Source organism: Dickeya chrysanthemi NCPPB 402, from assembly GCF_000406105.1.
In the GTDB taxonomy this organism is placed as follows: Bacteria; Pseudomonadota; Gammaproteobacteria; order Enterobacterales; family Enterobacteriaceae; genus Dickeya; species Dickeya chrysanthemi.
The window spans coordinates 2,243,624-2,260,417 of record NZ_CM001974.1; the positions used below are offsets into that span (position 1 = coordinate 2,243,624).

The window sequence follows — 16,794 nt, forward strand, 5'->3', positions numbered from 1 at the left end:
CGTTCGCAGTCCGGCTCTACAGAACCGGTGCGGTGCGCTGTTCTAAACGCAACGCACGTCGTCCTGCCACTCGAATAACTTGGGTATCGCAGGGAAATAGATGGCGTTAGGCCATTAAAGGCTGGTTATAGACGCGGGCTATCTGGCCTTGTCCCAGAACCTGTACCGGTGATTCGTTAGCAGGGATAAAGCACGATTCGCCAGGTTGCAACGTCACCTGCTGCGATCCGCGTTCCAGCACTGCCTGACCTTCGACGCAAAAGATAATCGCTGCGCTTTGTTGGTTTAGCGTCTGCGGTACATCAGTAAGATAGTGCAGAGAAAAGGCAAAGTCATCGACCGGGATAGGGAAACTCAGTTCGTTGGCTGTTTTTATCGGCGATGTCAGTAATGAATCGGCCGATATGGATTCAAAACGGACGTTGGCGAGCAATTCCGGAATATCGATGTACTTTGGCGTCAGACCGGCGCGCAAAACGTTATCCGAATTGGCCATCACTTCCAGCGCCACGCCATGAAGGTAGGCATGTGGGGTTTGTGCATACAAAAACATCGCTTCGCCTGGTTGCAGTGTGACGACATTGAGCAGTAACGGAGAGAACAAACCGCCATCATCAGGATAAAACTGCGCAATAAAGCGAATGGTATCCCACGGTTCGCCTTGCCTGCTGTCCAGTACGCGTTTCAGCTCGGCAATGGCGGCGGCTTTCTGCTCGCCGTTCATGCTGAGCAGGCTGGAAAACAGAGCGCTCAGCGTCTGGCTGTCCGGGTGTGATAAATAGGCGGCAATCGCCGGGTGGGCGCCGGCCAGCGGCTGAAGTAACTCAGCTATCTCCGCCAGCGCGCGAAAGCCATTCATCGCCAGATAAGGGGTGAGGGCAAAGACCAGTTCCGGTTTATGGTTCGCGTCTTTGTAGTTGCGTTGGGGCGAATCAAGCGCAATGCTGGCTGCATTTTCCCGGGCGAACCCTTTCCCGGCGGCGGATTTGCTGGGGTGAACCTGAATCGACAACGGTTGTTCGGCGCATAATACCTTGAACAGGAACGGCAACTCGCCAAAGCGTTTCGCCACCGCTTCACCCAATATGCCCGGTTGGTCGTTATCAATTATCTGCCGCAGATTATGCGCTTGCCCTTGCTCGTCAATCAGCACAGAGCTGCTTTTCGGGTGAGCGCCCATCCACAATTCCGCCATTGGCAGGTTGCCTGGATTCTCAATTCCATACAGTTCTGTTAACGCATGTTTACTGCCCCAGGCATAATTCTGCACACTGTTGCGCATTTTTTGCATAATATTTTCCTGCCATTAAACAGATTGTTAATTTATGTGGTGATAACGGCGGATAGTCAGACCAGAAAGGTTGCTCCGTCTTTGTGCCCGCTATGCTAATGCTTTATATGCCATGATTCCAGAAGGGTAAAAATTCGCACTCCTCTGAAAGTGACTTGTCTCGTAAAGGAGAAAACCATGTCAGACACGCGCATTGAGAAAGATTCGATGGGGCCGATCGCCGTACCGGCGGCGCATCTGTGGGGGGCGCAAACCCAGCGTTCACTGGAACATTTTCGTATCTCGGAAGAGAAAATGCCCCGTGCGTTGATTATGGCGCTGGCTCAGACTAAACGTGCGGCGGCGCGCGTCAATATGGATCTGGGGCTATTAGCTGCCGCGACAGGCGATGCCATCATTCAGGCGGCGGATGAAGTGCTTGTCGGTCAGCATGTCGGTGAATTCCCGTTGGCTATCTGGCAGACGGGCTCGGGTACGCAAACCAATATGAATATGAATGAGGTGCTGGCGAATCGGGCGAGTGAACTGTTGGGGGGCGTGCGGGGTAATGAACGGCTAGTGCACCCGAATGACGATGTCAACAAAAGCCAGAGTTCTAACGATGTTTTCCCCACGGCGATGCATGTGGCGGCGGTGACCGTGGTGCGGGAGCAACTGATTCCGGAACTGAACGCATTGCAGCACACACTGGCGGATAAGGCGGCACAATTTGCCGATATCGTCAAGATTGGGCGAACCCATTTGCAGGATGCGACGCCGTTGACCCTGGGGCAGGAGATTTCAGGTTGGGCGGCGATGTTGTCGCATAATCTGCGTCATCTTGAAACCAGTATGCCACACCTGAGTGAACTGGCATTAGGGGGAACCGCGGTCGGAACCGGCTTGAACACCCATCCTGAATACGCTGTGCGGGTGGCGGCGGAATTAGCAACCTTAACGGGACACCCGTTCGTCACCGCGCCGAATAAATTTGAAGCACTGGCTACCTGTGATGCGCTGGTTCACGCCCATGGCGCGTTAAAAGGGCTGGCGGCGTCATTGATGAAGATTGCCAACGATGTTCGCTGGCTGGCTTCCGGGCCGCGTTGCGGGATTGGTGAAATCGCCATTCCTGAAAATGAGCCGGGCAGTTCAATTATGCCGGGGAAGGTGAATCCCACACAGTGCGAAGCGCTGACCATGCTGTGTTGTCAGGTGATGGGTAACGATGTGGCGGTCAACATGGGCGGTGCCTCCGGTAATTTTGAGCTGAATGTGTTTCGGCCGATGGTGATCCACAATTTCCTGCAATCCGTGAGGCTACTGGCCGATGGCATGAGGAGTTTTAATGAACATTGCGCCATGGGTATCGAGCCTAATCGCGAACGGATCAATCAGTTGTTGAATGAGTCGTTGATGCTGGTGACGGCGCTGAATCCACATATTGGCTATGACAAAGCGGCGGAAATCGCCAAAAAAGCGCATAAAGAAGGGCTGACGTTGAAAGCGGCGGCGTTGAAATTGGGTTATCTCACCGACGTGCAATTTAGCCAGTGGGTTCGCCCGGAGGATATGGTCGGCAGCATGAAATCATGACGCTCAGGCACCGTCATCGGTATACAGATGCAGCCGGGGGATCAACAATCTTAACGGCTTGGCTTTAGGGCGATGGCGGTGCTGAATGTTGTCGGCATCGTAGTCGTTCAGTGCGCCCATAATGGGGATGGCATCTTGCTGGCACAGCACTAACAGCGGCGAGGGGCAGGGGTACTGTATTTGCTTCTGCTCCTCCTGGTACCAGACTCTGGCGATCGGTTGTACTTTCACCGGTCGCTTTATTTTCAGCGATGCCTGTTCCGGCAGGCGTTTCACATCGCTGATTTCCTGCTCCAGCAACGACGCCCATTGTTCCTTACTGTATGGCGCCTGACTGCGTCCCGCTCGCAGGCTTTTCTCCAGCTTTTCCAGCAGGGCATCGCGGGTAATGTTGTTGATAATATTCTTGTTCGCCCAGCCAAATCGTGCCGAAGTCGGATCAACCAGCAGCGTAATCGCACGATAAGCACTCAGCGTAATTAATCCTTTGAGGTGTGAATGCACAAAATCGAAGCGCTGCTCCGGCTCCAGTCCGGATTCGACGGTGACTATCTGTTCCAGCTCTTTTTTCCTGGCGTTTATTTCGGTGACGAGCTGACGTGCCAGCTGCGATTCTTGTTGGTCAACCTGAAAACATAATACGCCCGGCAGGCGGATAGCCGCTTTACTGCTGACGGTTTCTGGATGGTGATGAATAAACAAATGGCGAAAATGCTGTAAACCGAGCTCACGGGCCTCCTCGCCAGAAACAGGGGTGACGTGAATACGTGTTATCGGGTCATGCTCGCTGCCTTTTTCTACCGGCGGCAACCTGAATATGTGCCCGCCGGCGAAGCGGAAATCGCGAAAAAGCTGATGCATTTCAGCTAAATGTGCTTCAAGCGTGGTGAAGCAATGGTTCATGCGTTCAATTAAATCGTAGGCGGGCATAATTAACGGTGCTTTAGTTACAACATACTTTTATTCTATCGCAAACGCTCAGATTAACAACCTCTATTTATTCATGCTTAACAGTGGGAAAACGGCAGTAAAAGCAGAAAATTTACCGGCCTGACTATTCAGGCCGGTGGGGGAAAGTGCCGAAGGTAAATAAAATTTAGTGTCTATCTTTCAGTGACTTCAGTTTACACCCAATCAACAATGCCAGCATCAGCAGGCACGAAAGAAACAACACCAGACCGCTCCAGCCATAGTGATACCAGAAGAATCCCCCCGAGGTGCCGGCCAGGCTAGAACCCATATAATAACAGAATAAATACTGTGACGAGGCCTGTCCTCTGGCGCGCAGCGCACGCACGCCAATCCAACTGCTGGCCACCGAATGGGCGGCAAAGAACCCGGCAGCAAACAGCATCATCCCGACAAACATCACCAGTAATGCACTGAACAGGGTTAGCCACAGGCCGGACAGCATCAGGAGAAGACTACCGACCAGCACCGGCCCTCGGCCAAACCGGGTAATCATTGCCCCGGCACGTGGTGATGCGTAACTGCCGGTCAGATAGACCACCGACAATAACCCCACGATCGTCTGACTCAGGTTATAAGGCGAGGCCAGCAACCGATAACCAATATAGTTAAATAGCGTGACAAAGCTTCCCATCAATAGGAAACCTTCGGCGAATAAGAATGGTAAGCCGGCATCGCGCCAGTGCAAACGGGTGTTGATCCACAAGGTTTTCGGGCGCAGCGAACCTGCGCGAAAGTGGCGAGAATCCGGCAGGATCCGCCAGAATGTCAACGACGCCAGCAGCGCGACAATGCCAATCGCGGCAATAGAGACTCGCCAGTCGAAGAAATCGGTAATCACCCCGGTTAATAAACGTCCACTCATGCCGCCAATGGAATTGCCGCTGATATATAGCCCCATGGAGAAAGCGGCCACGCTGGGATGAATTTCTTCGCTCAGGTAAGTCATCGCTACGGCTGCCACGCCGCTAAGCGACAAGCCCACCAGCGCCCGCATTGCCAATAGCCCGGCCCAATGAGTCATGGTGCAACCAATCAAAGTACAGACCGACGCCAACAATAACGACACTACCATGACGTTTTTGCGGCCAACCGTGTCGGACAACGGGCCGGTAAACAAGAGCCCAACCGCCATGGTAATGGTCGAGACGGAAAGCGACAGGCTGCTGGCCGCTGGCGATACGCCGAATGCTTGCGACAACACCGGCAATATCGGTTGTACGCAGTACAACAGGGCAAAGGTCGCCAGACCGGCGGAAAACAGCGCCAGCGTGACGCGAATGAATGTCGGCGTCCCTCGGGTGATAAACGGTTTTTTGTAACCGGGAGAGTGGGTATTGCGTTGAGGTTGGATGTCGTCAGTGACGGAAACAGGCATTCCCTGTGCAGACAGCGGGGTACTCAAAATCAATCCTTATCCGGAGAAAATACGGCAGAAACATCAGTGCGCGAATCATAGAATTAGCCTGATTGTTTTGTATAATATATTAATTATTAATAATGATACTTTATAAGTATGAATATCGAGCTCAGGCATCTTCGTTACTTCATTGCCGTTGCGGAGGAACTGCATTTCGGGCGTGCCGCCGAAAAGCTGCATATCTCCCAGCCACCGCTCAGCCAGCAGATACAAGCGTTGGAGGAACGGGTTGGCGCTCAGTTATTGGATCGCAACAATCGGAATGTGCGTCTGACGCAGGCGGGGGAACTGTTTCTGAAAGAAGCCTGGTCGATCATTAATCAGGTCAATCAGGCGGCGGAACGTGCTGCCCGCGTCCAGCGCGGAGAAATCGGGGAACTGAATATCGGTTTCACCTCATCGGCGCCGTTTGTCAAACAGGTTTCACGCAGCTTACTGCAATTTCGCCAACGTTACCCCGACGTACATATCCAGATGTTGGAGATCAACACCAAGCAACAGATCGCGCCGTTGCTCGACGGCAAGCTGGATTTGGGCGTAATGCGCAACAATCCGCTGCCGGAAACGCTGCGCCACCAGTTATTGCTGCATGAGCCTATGGTCGCGGTGGTACATGAAGAGCACCCGCTGGCCGCCTCGCCAGGTGGTCGCATCAGTATCCAGCAATTGGCCAGCGAACCCTTCGTATTTTTCGCTCGTGAAGTGGGCACCGCGCTATACGACGAAGTGCTGACGCTGCTAAAAAAATACGGCATTACTCCTTACATCACCCAGGAAGTGGGGGAGGCGATGACGATTATCGGCCTGGTGTCGTCGGGTCTGGGGGTATCTCTGTTGCCCGCATCGTTCCGGCGGATCCGGGTGGATGGCGTCAAGTACTTGTGGTTGCAGGAAAAAGATGCCATCAGCGAAATGTGGCTGGTCACCCATCAGCATCGGCCGCTTAACACCGCCGCACAAACGTTAATCACGTTGATGCTGGGGAGTACTATCAAAAATATGTGCGATTAATCACATATCGAATCAAATATTTGACGACTATTTACAAAAGCCCCACCATAGCCGCAGTTTTTTATTTTACAGCGTAAAAAATACCGTTACGCCTAATCGCAGGAGCCGTTTCACCGTGATTGTCAGTGGTCAGCCGGGACACATCGATCAGATCAAGCAGATGAATGCAGGTGGCGTTTATCGACTGATCGACGAACATGGCCCCATTTCTCGTATTGAGTTGTCAAAAAAGGCTCAACTTGCTCCTGCCAGCATTACCAAAATTGTGCGTGAACTGATGGAAGCGCATCTGGTTCGGGAAACCGAATATCAGGAAATGGGCAGCCGTGGTCGGCCAGCGATTGGGCTGGTGTTGGATACAGAAGCCTGGCATTACCTGTCGGTGCGAATCAGTAACCAGGTCATGACGCTGGCGTTGCGTGACCTGAGTGGTCATTTGGTGGTGGAAGAGCAGGTCGATTTACCCAGCGAGCATCATCAGCCGTTGTTGGACCGGATTCTGACTGAAATCGATCGGTTTTTTATCCGTCACCAGCGAAAACTGGAACGGTTGACCGCCATCGCTATTACGTCCCCCGGTATGGTGGATTCCTCCACCGGCGTTATCCATCGTATGCCGTTTTACCATGTGGAAGAAATGGCGATTGGCCCGGCGCTGGAAAAGCGCACAGGCTTACCCGTCTATCTGCAACATGATATTTGTGCCTGGACTATGGCGGAAGCGCTGTTTGGCGGGTCACGCGGCTGCCAAAACGTCATTCAGATTGTTATTGATCACAATGTCGGCGCCGGCGTGATTACCGGCGGCCGCATTCTGCATGCCGGCAGCCGGACGCTGGTGGAAATGGGTCATACCCAGGTTGATCCTTATGGCAAACGCTGTTATTGCGGCAACCACGGCTGCCTGGAAACCGTCGCCAGTATTGAAAGTATGCTGGAACTGGCGCAACAGCGCCTGAAAGGTTCGATGAGTTCACTGTTGCACGGCTCGCCGCTGACGGTCGAGTCTCTGTGCGACGCGGCGTTAAAAGGCGATCAACTGGCAAAGGATATTATTGTTGATGTGGGGAATAACGTGGGCCGGATTGCCGCCATCATGGTTAACCTGTTTAATCCGGAAAAAATTCTGATTGGCTCGCCGCTGAATCAGGCGGCCGACATTTTGTATCCCGCTATCCTTGACTGCATTCGCCGTCAGGCATTACCGGCTTATAGCCATCACCTGCAAGTCACATCGACCCATTTCTATAATCAGGGTACGGTTCCCGGCGCGGCGCTCATCAAAGATGCGCTCTATAACGGCTCACTGCTGATTAAGCTGATGCAGGGCTAACACACCGCTCAGTCGCGCGTGCTGACCGACAAAACATTGCGCTAACGCAAGCCGTATCGGCGGCCCATCCCCTAGACTTTAAGCCTCATCAGTAAGTTGTTTTGAGGTTTATTTTTTCAGGTGGGCCTGCCGGAGTGATGTTTTCATGTTAAAGCGTATGTTTGTTACAGGAACGGATACTGCCGTTGGTAAGACAGTGGTATCGAAGGCGTTATTACAAGCGCTGACGAAAACGGGCAAAACGGTGGTGGGGTATAAACCAGTCGCCAAAAGCTGTAAAGAAACGGAAGAGGGGCTACGTAACAAAGATGCGCTGGTGTTACAAGAAGCATCGTCAATCTCCTTGTCTTATCAGCAGGTCAACCCGGTGTCGCTTGTGGAAGACGAAATCAGCGCGAGCGAGCAACAGATTAACTACTGCGCCATGACCGAAGGATTACACCACCTTGGCGGGTTATCGGACATGGTAATTGTCGAAGGCAGCGGCGGCTGGCGTACGTTAATGAATGATATGCGAACCTATTCCGAATGGGTCGTTCAGGAACAATTGCCGGTGGTACTGGTAGTTGGAATCAAGCTGGGCTGCATCAATCATGCGTTGCTGACGGCACAGGCTGTTATTAACGATGGATTGCCGTTGGTCGGTTGGGTAGCGAACCGCATCAATCCCGGCCTGGCCAATTATGCCGAAATCATTCATGCCTTGCGTGAAAAAATCCCCGCGCCTCAATTGGGCGAATTGCCGTATCTCCCGCGTGCCGAACAACGGGATTTATCTGCTTACATCGATCTTTCCGCGATTAACCCGTCGATTTAGCCTGAAGGCTCAGGCGTCATTCATCTCAATCATACGTGTTTGTTTATCCGTTCTCCGGTGACAAAAAACAAAGGGGGATAATTCCCCCTTATGTGATATCGCGGTTTTAGTGCTGAAATTATGGTGTTACAGGGCGGCCGGAGCGACGATCGAGACAACGTGATGAATTGGGCTCCCAGTAGGCATTGAAGTTAGCGCTGGCTTTGCATTTCTCTGCAAGCGCTTCCGTCATATCCGCTTTGTCAAAATCCCGGTCTGCCTTGTCGACACGTTTTTCGAGATGTTTATTCACTTTATTGCGTAATGTGCGGGTTTCATTCCAGTCTTCGCTACTCTGGCGCGCTGCTTCTTTGGATAAGGCGCTATTGCCATTATCAATCACGATGTGCTGCGCGGCCTGCACGGATGACAAAAGCCCCAGGCTAAGTAGAGAAGATGTGATGAGAAGGCGTAGACGACGTGTTTTTTTCTGCATGTTTCACCCAGACAGGATTTTCTATAAATACGATGACGGCGTTGTCATACCAAAAGATATCTTAACGGTGACTATAGCATTCGCTGCCATCAACAAACTATAACTGACCCAACATATTCAGGGAAAGCCGCCTCTCACCATGAAATATCTGCATCACCATGATGTCCCTTGAATACGAACGTTATATTAATGACGCGCTGCGTCGAAAGCAGCGCGATGTGAAGGAATTACTCGTCACGGTTGACTTTCAGGCCGCCATAGGTCTGGCTGACCGGCATCATTTCCAGCGCGTTGATATTGATATGAGGCGGTAATGTCGCCACCCAGAACACGGCTTCGGTGACATCCTCCGGCGTCAGCGGGTTCGATTTATCATAGGTCTGACTCACCTTGGCTTCATCCCCCTTAAAGCGGACGGCGGAGAACTCGGTGCCGCCGACCAGACCGGGTTCAATATTGGTAACGCGTACCCGAGTCCCGGACAGGTCTGCACGCAGCCCCAGGCTGAACTGACGTACAAATGCCTTGCTGGCACCGTAGACATTCCCGCCCAGATAAGGCCAGTTGCCGGCAGTGGAACCGATATTAATGATATGGCCGACATTGCGCTTCACCATTTCCGGCAATAGCGCATGGGTCATGAACACCAGACCTTTATTGTTGGTGTCGATCATGGTTTCCCAGTCATCGACATTCGCTTTGTGGGCCGGTTCCAGCCCCAGTGCCAGCCCGGCATTGTTGACCAGCACATCAATGGTACGCCATTCGGCAGGCAGCTCAGCAATAGCGTGCTCGATAGCTTGCCGATCGCGAACATCAAGACGAAGCGTGAAAAGCGCATCGCCAAATTCAGCCTTCAACGCATCAAGACGTTCCTGACGACGCCCTGTGGCGATAACCTGATGACCTTCTTTGATAAACCGCCGGGTAATCGCCTCACCAAAGCCTGCCGTCGCACCGGTAACCAAAATAATCATGCGTTTTTCCTCTTGTTATTTCTGACTGCACTATCCTGAATTAACTCAATAACCTGCGCAACTTAGTCTGTACTGATTAGTCCGTACTGCTGTATCGCAAAGAGACAGCCTCATCGTTTGCAGCAACATCATATAGCCACGAGCATACCTTAACCCTGTCGCTATCTCTATGTCAGTATTGATCTTTTCAGGAAGCCTCGCAGACGGGATAGAGACTTGCAGTATTTTGCAGACAGAGCCTCGGGGAGGCTCGCAGCCCGGCAAAACAGGTTCGTCATAGGCCGCTTTCCGGCACGATGCAACCGAATGGCCGATACCGCCTTACCGGGGTTAGGGGGACCGCCCTCGGTGAGGCGATACGGGTCATGCGTCGTTCATTTCCTGATTATCTGCTTCTACGGCGTCGTACAGCCGCTCCAGAATATCCGGAAATGCCGACTGAACCCGGTTCCAACTGGGGACAAACGGTTTATCCCCCGGACTGTCGCTGTATACCTGTCCGGATTGGGTAATGACATCGGCGAACAGCTCTACCGCCGACTCCTCGGTATGTCGATCAAAATGCAGGCCGTTCATGCGGGCATCGTGTTCAAATGAGTCGATCATATCCAGCGCGGTCCGATAATACGTGGCCCGCAGCACCCGGAATGAATCAGTAGTGATATTTACGCCCTGGATTGCCAGTTTGCGGTATAGCGCTTTGGTGATATCCATTGCCATACGTTGCAATCCGGAACTCGGGTCGTTTTCTGACATCGGTTGATGTTTATGGTCGTAATTATCGGCGATATCCACCTGACAGATACGGCTGGTTGCCGTTCCGCGGTGAATTTCCGACAACATGCCGATTTCCAGCCCCCAGTCGCTTGGAATGCGCAAGTTCCGTAGCACATGGCTACGCATCGCGAATTCGCCGGATAATGGATAACGGAAACTGCGCATATACTCGAGATAGTCTGAATTACCGTAAACGCTTTGCAACGATTTCAACAGTGGAAACACCAGCAAACGCCCAACGCGCCCGTTGAGTTTTCCTTCGGCTACCCGCGCATAATAGCCTTTGCAGAAATCGTAGTGAAAATAAGGGTTGGCAATGGGGTAGAGCAAGCGAGCCAGCATGGCGCGATCATAAGTGACAATGTCACAATCATGCAAGGCGATGCAGGCAGTACGGCGCGACGCTAAGGTATAGCCGACGCAAAACCAAACATTACGGCCTTTCCCTTGTTCCATCGGCGCCAATTCTTTGTCGGTCAACTCCTGACTGAGTCGGGTCAGGCGAGGGCCATCGTTCCACAGAATGCGGTGCCGCTGTGGAAGACGAGAGAAAAATTGCCGGGCAAACAGAAACTGTTCGCGGTCAGCCCGATCAAGCCCGATGACGATTTCAGACAGATAGGGGACCTGAGCCAGCATATCGACAATCTTACCCAGCGCCGGGCCTTCCAATTCTGAGAACAGGGAAGGGAGGATCAGCCCCATACTGCTCTGGCCGGAAAATACCTGTAACTCGTATTCCAACTCTTCGACGCTGCGCCGGGTAAGATTATGAAAATTGGTAATAATGCCATCCTGATAAAACTCGCTCATGGGGATTATTCCTCCTTTATTAATCAAGCAGTTCCGCTTCATAACGACCGAGAAAATAGGTGAGTCCTTCGCTCCAGCCGGCCGGTCCGGCGGCTTGGGTACGGTAAATCTCTTTACAAGAACCAGGTGACAACGTCACATAATGGTTGTGGTTTCCTTTAATGATCACGGCGTAGTCAGTCGCTTCCAGCAATGACGTATCGTTTGGTCCATCACCGAGCCCGATAGTAGCCAACGTTTGTCTGGTTGCTGCTTGCATCTGTTTTATCAATTGATGCACTGCGATACCTTTGCTGATGCCGTTATGCATCACGTGAAGAAAACGGCCGCCTTGCGTTAAAGAGAGCTTTTTTTGGGCCAGACAGGCCCTGAATATTTCCAGCGATGCCGTATCGCCCTGCCACAGTAGCGGTTCGGAAGCATGGCGTTGGCGGGCCAGCGCTGCTTGCGGCACAGTCAGCCCTGTAACCGCCGCTACCGCAACATCATCCATGTCGGCAAAGCCACGGAATACAAAACCGTAGCGTTCACGCAACAGCTGTAACTGCCGGCAGATATCAGAGTAGGTAAGAGAGGCGGTTGAAGGCGAAGAAAGCCGGGATGACGGCAACAGAATATGCGCGCCGTTTTCTGCTATGGCCGGCATATCACTCAATCCCAATGCCTGCTGTAGCGGCATAATTTCTGCCGCCGTTTTGCTGGTTGTGATGATGATCGGTACCTGCTGACGTTGCAGCCGGTTCAACCATGGTTTGGCGTCATCCCAGCGGTAGGTATCGTGATCCAGCAGTGAACCATCCAGATCGGTAAAAATAACCCAATTCGTAGTCAATTCAGGCACTTTTGCCTCCTGTATAGATACTACAGATTTGCTTAGGGTGCGGTACAAGACAACTGACATGCGGATTGACGATAAAACGCTATTCGCCAGATTATTGTGATGGAAATGATTTGGGTGCTTTCTAAGCCTAGGCAGAGATCACTATTTTCGCAAACTGTGGGTAAGACGCTGACCGCGAATGACTGGCCAGCCGAGTGTCATAACCCGCCTGACCTTACATTGGTTCGCATAATGTATATTATGTTAAATCTTGTTTAATGCACAATTACTTCACTAACCAATCCTCACCACTGAAAATCATGTAGTTAAAGCGTCTCTCACCTTTTCATTGCGGCAGTAATGTTTAAGAGTTATTTTCTTCATATCCATGCATTTGATGAGGACTTTATGGTGTTTGTAGTCACTCAGCTCAATGTTGTACCGCATAAGCGCCTGTGGGTGTTGGTCGATTCAGAAACAAGCCTGCCACTTTTGTTTCCACTTAGATTTCTTGTCGATCGCCTGTCTTTGCGTTCTGCGTCTACTCAAGCAACCACCCTCCAGGCGTTAAAGTTTTTCTATGAGTTTTGGTTTAATAAACATGGAGTAACTTTTTGCTTCAGTTTTTACCAGTCGGGGCATAATCCTCTGATTGCTATTGAAGAGCTGGAGGCTTTTTCCCATTATTTGGAATGCAGGAAACCTAGTGTTCCTGTACTCAGGATCGCAAACCACCAAAAACCGGATGCTCAAAGTTGTACAAATGCAAAGCATGTGCATGCGGTTATTCGCTTTATCACATATATGATTAATACTTATATTTCGCCACGGTATATGGATGAATCTCCTAAAGAATTGTCTCGTCTTTCCTCTCGATTGACAAATCGAGTATCGATGCTCCGGGATGAGTTTCAAATTGGTAAAATAAAAAAATCTCACAAACAATTCCGTAGCTTGACGACCGAGATGGTAAGGGTTCTTTACGAGGTTATCAGGCCGAGTTCACGTTCCCGAGCGAACCCTCTGAATCCCTTCCCTATCGGAGAAATTCAGTTTCGTAATTACTTAATTTGTCGTCTTTTGCTAAATTATGGTTTGCGTGTCAGTGAACTCCTACTTCTGGAAATAAAGTGGTTGGTTGCGGGGGAATGGTAAAAATTCGTTGCGATTTAATGAAATCAGCCGTTTCAAAGGTATTGATGGCTCCCATACAATTGACGATGCTTATATCAAATTTATGAAATCCATGCTGGTACTTGTATACCAGGGACGGAACCGAAACATATCTCCATCTGTAGCCATAGCAACCTTGATGATTTTAAAACGCCGGTACCATGCGTTGGTGGAAACTACCGGACAAACTCACCCAGTTTACTTAACCACAGACGTTATTCTTCGTGCAATGGATGTCCTAAGTGCCGCATCAACACCGGGCGATCCTAACACTGCCAATTATAAAGGCCGCTGTGTAAGTCTTCAGAAACTGATAAATCATCAGGCATTTACTCTTGTTACTTTGCAATATGTTTCTGATATTCAGTACACCAACCAAACTAATTTAACCCGCAAGGCTCAGGAAGCCATTGCACTAAAACGCCAGGATAAGCTGGCTGATATGACCACCGATGGTGAGGATTCATTGATTACTATTCGTGGTTTCTTGAATATTGTTGCTTTAATCCACCGAGTAGAAAGTGATGCCGAGAAGATCGCTCTAAATTGCTTGTTATTACTCGTTATTACTGGTTTTCGTTCTGTTGAAGCGTTTAACCTTAGACAGGATGCCCTGGTCAAACGCCATATTGATGACTCAGCAGCACGTAAGCGGCTCCAGGACAAGGGACTTCCTGATTATTTCCTTGGCATACGCTATGTCGGTGTTAAAGGTGCTGGAGAACGCACGCACTGGGTAGAACCGTTAGCTGTACCGCTGGTTGAGAACATATTCAAAGTGGTAAAAAAACTGACCGCACCGATGCGTCGCCATCTGATCTATTTGCGGGAAAAAGCGTTTAGCGATTACTTGCCAATAGGCATCAACGCCCTGTCTGATGAATTAATTGAGTTGGATAATGTGGTCGAACATATGATTCAAACCACATCAAGTTCTCGAGGCCGTGGTGGGCGGCGGGAGCACGCCTCAAAAGCTTTGGCAAGTCGTGGCATTCTGCCCACAAAAAAAGTATTGGGACCGCAGCACTCAAAATCCATTTATTTTACAAAAAATCATCTTAATCATTTCATAAAAATCGAATTCGGTATAACCGACGTTAACGTGCCTTGCACTCACGCCTGGCAAGAGAGTGGAAAAAAATACACAGTCAATTATGAAGATTTACTATTTTTACATGTAAAAGGCTCATTAGCATTACGACGCACTTTACTATTAATAGCTGTACCCATACCGCTCGATAACCGGGTAATGAGTAAATTCCTAGGTAATTCTGATCCTGCTGGATCGGTATTCAGCAAATACAAGTTACTAGAGGATGATGGTACTCCTACACAAATGCGTACCCATATACCCCGGCATAATATTAATACCTTCCTCGCTATTGCAGAGGTTTCTGATCATTTACAGGCTATGCTGATGGGACGCGTAGATATTACGCAAAACCGCCATTACCAACATCTGGCACTTGCTGAACGTAGAAAAGCGGCTTCACTGATTGGCTTTCAGTCAACATCCACAGCATTAGCCACTGAACCTCATTCCCCCTCAGTTAAAACGCCGCTGAATATCGTAAAACACACGGGACATATGGTGGTCACAGAGAGTACGGGGCTTGATAACAACATTAAAGCCAATCTACACACCTTTGATGATCGCAATGATGTAGTTGGGTTTATCGAGGCGTCATTTGCTGATGGTTTATTTGAGGATATTGCCGCAGCTTTTGAAGAAATCAGTAACAATGAAGGCCTAGAACAAGCAACTGAGATGGTGGAAAGACACGCTGTGCTACATCCCCTGAAATTCGGTTCCTGTACACGTGCAGTTAATCTCTGGGGGTGTCCCTATCGGTTGAAATGCCAGAGTGTGGCGTTTTGCGAGCATTTCACCCTTACAGGGCGCATTGATGAGTTGCCCAATCTCTTCGCAAAAAAACAGGCACTACTGCAATCACACGCAAAACTGACTCAGCTTGCTAAACACCAGGCGGATTACCAGTCCAAACTGGCTCAGATCGAGCAAAGTTTGCAACATCTGGATGCTATCCAATCACAATGGTTGAGTCGCGCTGAAGCACGACGGTTAGTCTCAACAGAATATGTTCTGTCAGGAAAGATAAAAGTTGAAGGAGAAATCAAGACATTGGCACAGCTTTTTACTTTAGAGCACAAAAAACTGACTAGGGGGAACCTCTGATGCGCGGAAAGGAACTGGACACACTGATTGAACACGAACTACAACTGATGATGATTGAAGGCTTTGATAAATCGCCTATTTCTGCCAAAGCTTTGCATACCCGACTTAAGGAAAAGGGTATTCTCAACGGAGGTTTAAGCACACTGAGCAGCTTGGAGCGAAAACGGCTGATCGCAGCCTATGTTGATCAGCAACTCAATCCACTGAACTTACGCCCTAAAGAAAAACAACAATATGTCAACCGAAAAACTCGGCAGGCACTGTTGGCTAGAAATCAGCAGTTGCAGACGGAAATCAGCGAGCTACGCGATCAACTGACACAAAATACAGTTGCCTTAATTGCAATTGTTAAAGCGGTAAAAATTAATACGGCAATTCCTGTAGAAAGTTTGCTTGCACCTCATGTGATCAGAGAGCTACATAAGTCGTAACGAAGCCCCTGTCGATGGCCATTTTCTACATCTGTGTCAATCGGATAGATTCTTACTAGGTGATTTTTATGTGGGATATTTTTCTTAAAGTGTTGCAGCTGTTGCCAGTTCCCCTAGTCACGCTGATTGTTGCCAATATTATTCCTTATCTGTCTTACAGGCAGAATGCCGATAAAAATAAAGTAGCGCTGATGGATACAGTGGCCCGAGAGCTGGACAGAGAGCAGCCTTGTGCCTACCTAGTTGAGTCCTGCGTGGCTCGCCTGCACAACATCCGTCCCCTTTCCTGGGCATTTCTACGGGTGGTGCTGCCGTGCAACCATTCACTGGAAATCATTCGATTGGTTTCATCCGGGCGGCGAGTCCTTGATTTGTTTGAAGTGTCGGTGTCCAGTGGCCGTCCGGTGGTGCAGTACGCTGCTGCATTAAGCGACTCGTCACGACGTAGGAATACGATGTTTACATGCTTTTTGTTAAGTGTGTGTTTTCTCGCCCTCCTGACGTATACCGAATGGCAACTGTTGAACCTGTTGTTTGAAAGCAGTTTACGGGATAATGTCAGTGCCGCAGTGTATGGAGAGGTAATGTATAAGCTGCTGCAGATGCTGTTGTGGGCCTCGGCCGTCTTCGTATTTACCTTTCAGGGGGTGATCCTCAAACGCGCTGATAAACGACTGTCACAGGTCAGGATACTCATTGCCTCCAATTTCCCTGC

14 protein-coding genes and 1 pseudogene are annotated in these 16,794 nt (G+C 50.2%); 8 read left to right on the forward strand and 7 right to left on the reverse strand.

Annotated features, from left to right (window positions below; all coding sequences use genetic code 11):
- Window positions 1–106: 106 nt before the first annotated feature.
- Window positions 107–1,291 carry a mannose-6-phosphate isomerase gene (manA, locus tag DCH402_RS10060; protein ID WP_040000957.1) on the reverse strand — a complete coding sequence of 395 codons (1,185 nt, stop codon included), beginning with the start codon at window positions 1,289–1,291 and terminating at the stop codon, window positions 107–109.
- 177 nt (window positions 1,292–1,468) lie between these two features.
- On the opposite strand from manA, the gene fumC reads away from it, so the two are divergent.
- Window positions 1,469–2,866 (forward strand): class II fumarate hydratase, encoded by a 1,398-nt coding sequence (gene fumC, locus DCH402_RS10065; protein WP_040000959.1) that lies wholly within the window; start codon window positions 1,469–1,471, stop codon window positions 2,864–2,866.
- A 3-nt stretch (window positions 2,867–2,869) separates the two neighbouring features.
- Here the strand turns inward: fumC and tus are convergent, their stop codons facing one another.
- Window positions 2,870–3,796 carry a DNA replication terminus site-binding protein gene (gene tus, locus DCH402_RS10070; RefSeq protein WP_040000960.1) on the reverse strand — a complete coding sequence of 309 codons (927 nt, stop codon included), beginning with the start codon at window positions 3,794–3,796 and terminating at the stop codon, window positions 2,870–2,872.
- Between the two features lie 166 nt (window positions 3,797–3,962).
- A complete protein-coding gene (locus DCH402_RS10075; RefSeq protein WP_081642153.1) occupies window positions 3,963–5,213 on the reverse strand; it encodes an MFS transporter in 1,251 nt (416 codons plus the stop codon).
- A 138-nt stretch (window positions 5,214–5,351) separates the two neighbouring features.
- On the opposite strand from DCH402_RS10075, the gene DCH402_RS10080 reads away from it, so the two are divergent.
- From DCH402_RS10080 to bioD, 3 genes are all read left to right on the forward strand, one after another.
- Window positions 5,352–6,266 carry a LysR family transcriptional regulator gene (locus DCH402_RS10080; protein ID WP_040000961.1) on the forward strand — a complete coding sequence of 305 codons (915 nt, stop codon included), beginning with the start codon at window positions 5,352–5,354 and terminating at the stop codon, window positions 6,264–6,266.
- A gap of 115 nt (window positions 6,267–6,381) precedes the next feature.
- Entirely contained in the window at window positions 6,382–7,599 is a 1,218-nt protein-coding gene (gene mlc, locus DCH402_RS10085) for a sugar metabolism global transcriptional regulator Mlc (RefSeq protein ID WP_040000962.1), read from the forward strand.
- A 145-nt stretch (window positions 7,600–7,744) separates the two neighbouring features.
- Window positions 7,745–8,416 carry a dethiobiotin synthase gene (gene bioD, locus DCH402_RS10090; RefSeq protein ID WP_040000963.1) on the forward strand — a complete coding sequence of 224 codons (672 nt, stop codon included), beginning with the start codon at window positions 7,745–7,747 and terminating at the stop codon, window positions 8,414–8,416.
- A gap of 118 nt (window positions 8,417–8,534) precedes the next feature.
- Here bioD and DCH402_RS10095 read toward each other — a convergent pair whose 3' ends face one another.
- The 4 genes from DCH402_RS10095 to DCH402_RS10110 form a co-directional block, all read right to left on the reverse strand.
- Window positions 8,535–8,891 carry a DUF1283 family protein gene (locus DCH402_RS10095; RefSeq protein WP_040000964.1) on the reverse strand — a complete coding sequence of 119 codons (357 nt, stop codon included), beginning with the start codon at window positions 8,889–8,891 and terminating at the stop codon, window positions 8,535–8,537.
- A 227-nt stretch (window positions 8,892–9,118) separates the two neighbouring features.
- Window positions 9,119–9,868 carry a bifunctional NADP-dependent 3-hydroxy acid dehydrogenase/3-hydroxypropionate dehydrogenase YdfG gene (ydfG, locus tag DCH402_RS10100; protein WP_040000965.1) on the reverse strand — a complete coding sequence of 250 codons (750 nt, stop codon included), beginning with the start codon at window positions 9,866–9,868 and terminating at the stop codon, window positions 9,119–9,121.
- Window positions 9,869–10,231: 363 nt separating this feature from the next.
- On the reverse strand, window positions 10,232–11,458 hold the full coding sequence (locus DCH402_RS10105; RefSeq protein WP_040000966.1) for a glycosyltransferase family protein: 1,227 nt from the start codon (window positions 11,456–11,458) through the stop codon (window positions 10,232–10,234).
- 19 nt (window positions 11,459–11,477) lie between these two features.
- On the reverse strand, window positions 11,478–12,299 hold the full coding sequence (locus tag DCH402_RS10110; protein ID WP_040000967.1) for a mannosyl-3-phosphoglycerate phosphatase-related protein: 822 nt from the start codon (window positions 12,297–12,299) through the stop codon (window positions 11,478–11,480).
- Between the two features lie 387 nt (window positions 12,300–12,686).
- Here DCH402_RS10110 and DCH402_RS22605 point away from each other — a divergent pair, with 387 nt between their 5' ends.
- The 4 genes and pseudogenes from DCH402_RS22605 to DCH402_RS23070 form a co-directional block, all read left to right on the forward strand.
- Complete coding sequence (locus tag DCH402_RS22605) at window positions 12,687–13,433, forward strand: site-specific integrase (protein ID WP_161624068.1); 747 nt, start codon at window positions 12,687–12,689, stop codon at window positions 13,431–13,433.
- Window positions 13,408–15,648 (forward strand): annotated as a pseudogene (locus tag DCH402_RS10120) (hypothetical protein); the annotation flags it as partial. The gene DCH402_RS22605 and the pseudogene DCH402_RS10120, both read left to right, overlap by 26 nt.
- Complete coding sequence (locus DCH402_RS10125) at window positions 15,648–16,079, forward strand: hypothetical protein (RefSeq protein ID WP_028085633.1); 432 nt, start codon at window positions 15,648–15,650, stop codon at window positions 16,077–16,079. The pseudogene DCH402_RS10120 and the gene DCH402_RS10125, both read left to right, overlap by 1 nt.
- Window positions 16,080–16,147: 68 nt before the next feature.
- On the forward strand, window positions 16,148–16,794 hold a 647-nt coding region (locus DCH402_RS23070), incomplete at its 3' end, for a hypothetical protein (RefSeq protein WP_071604697.1).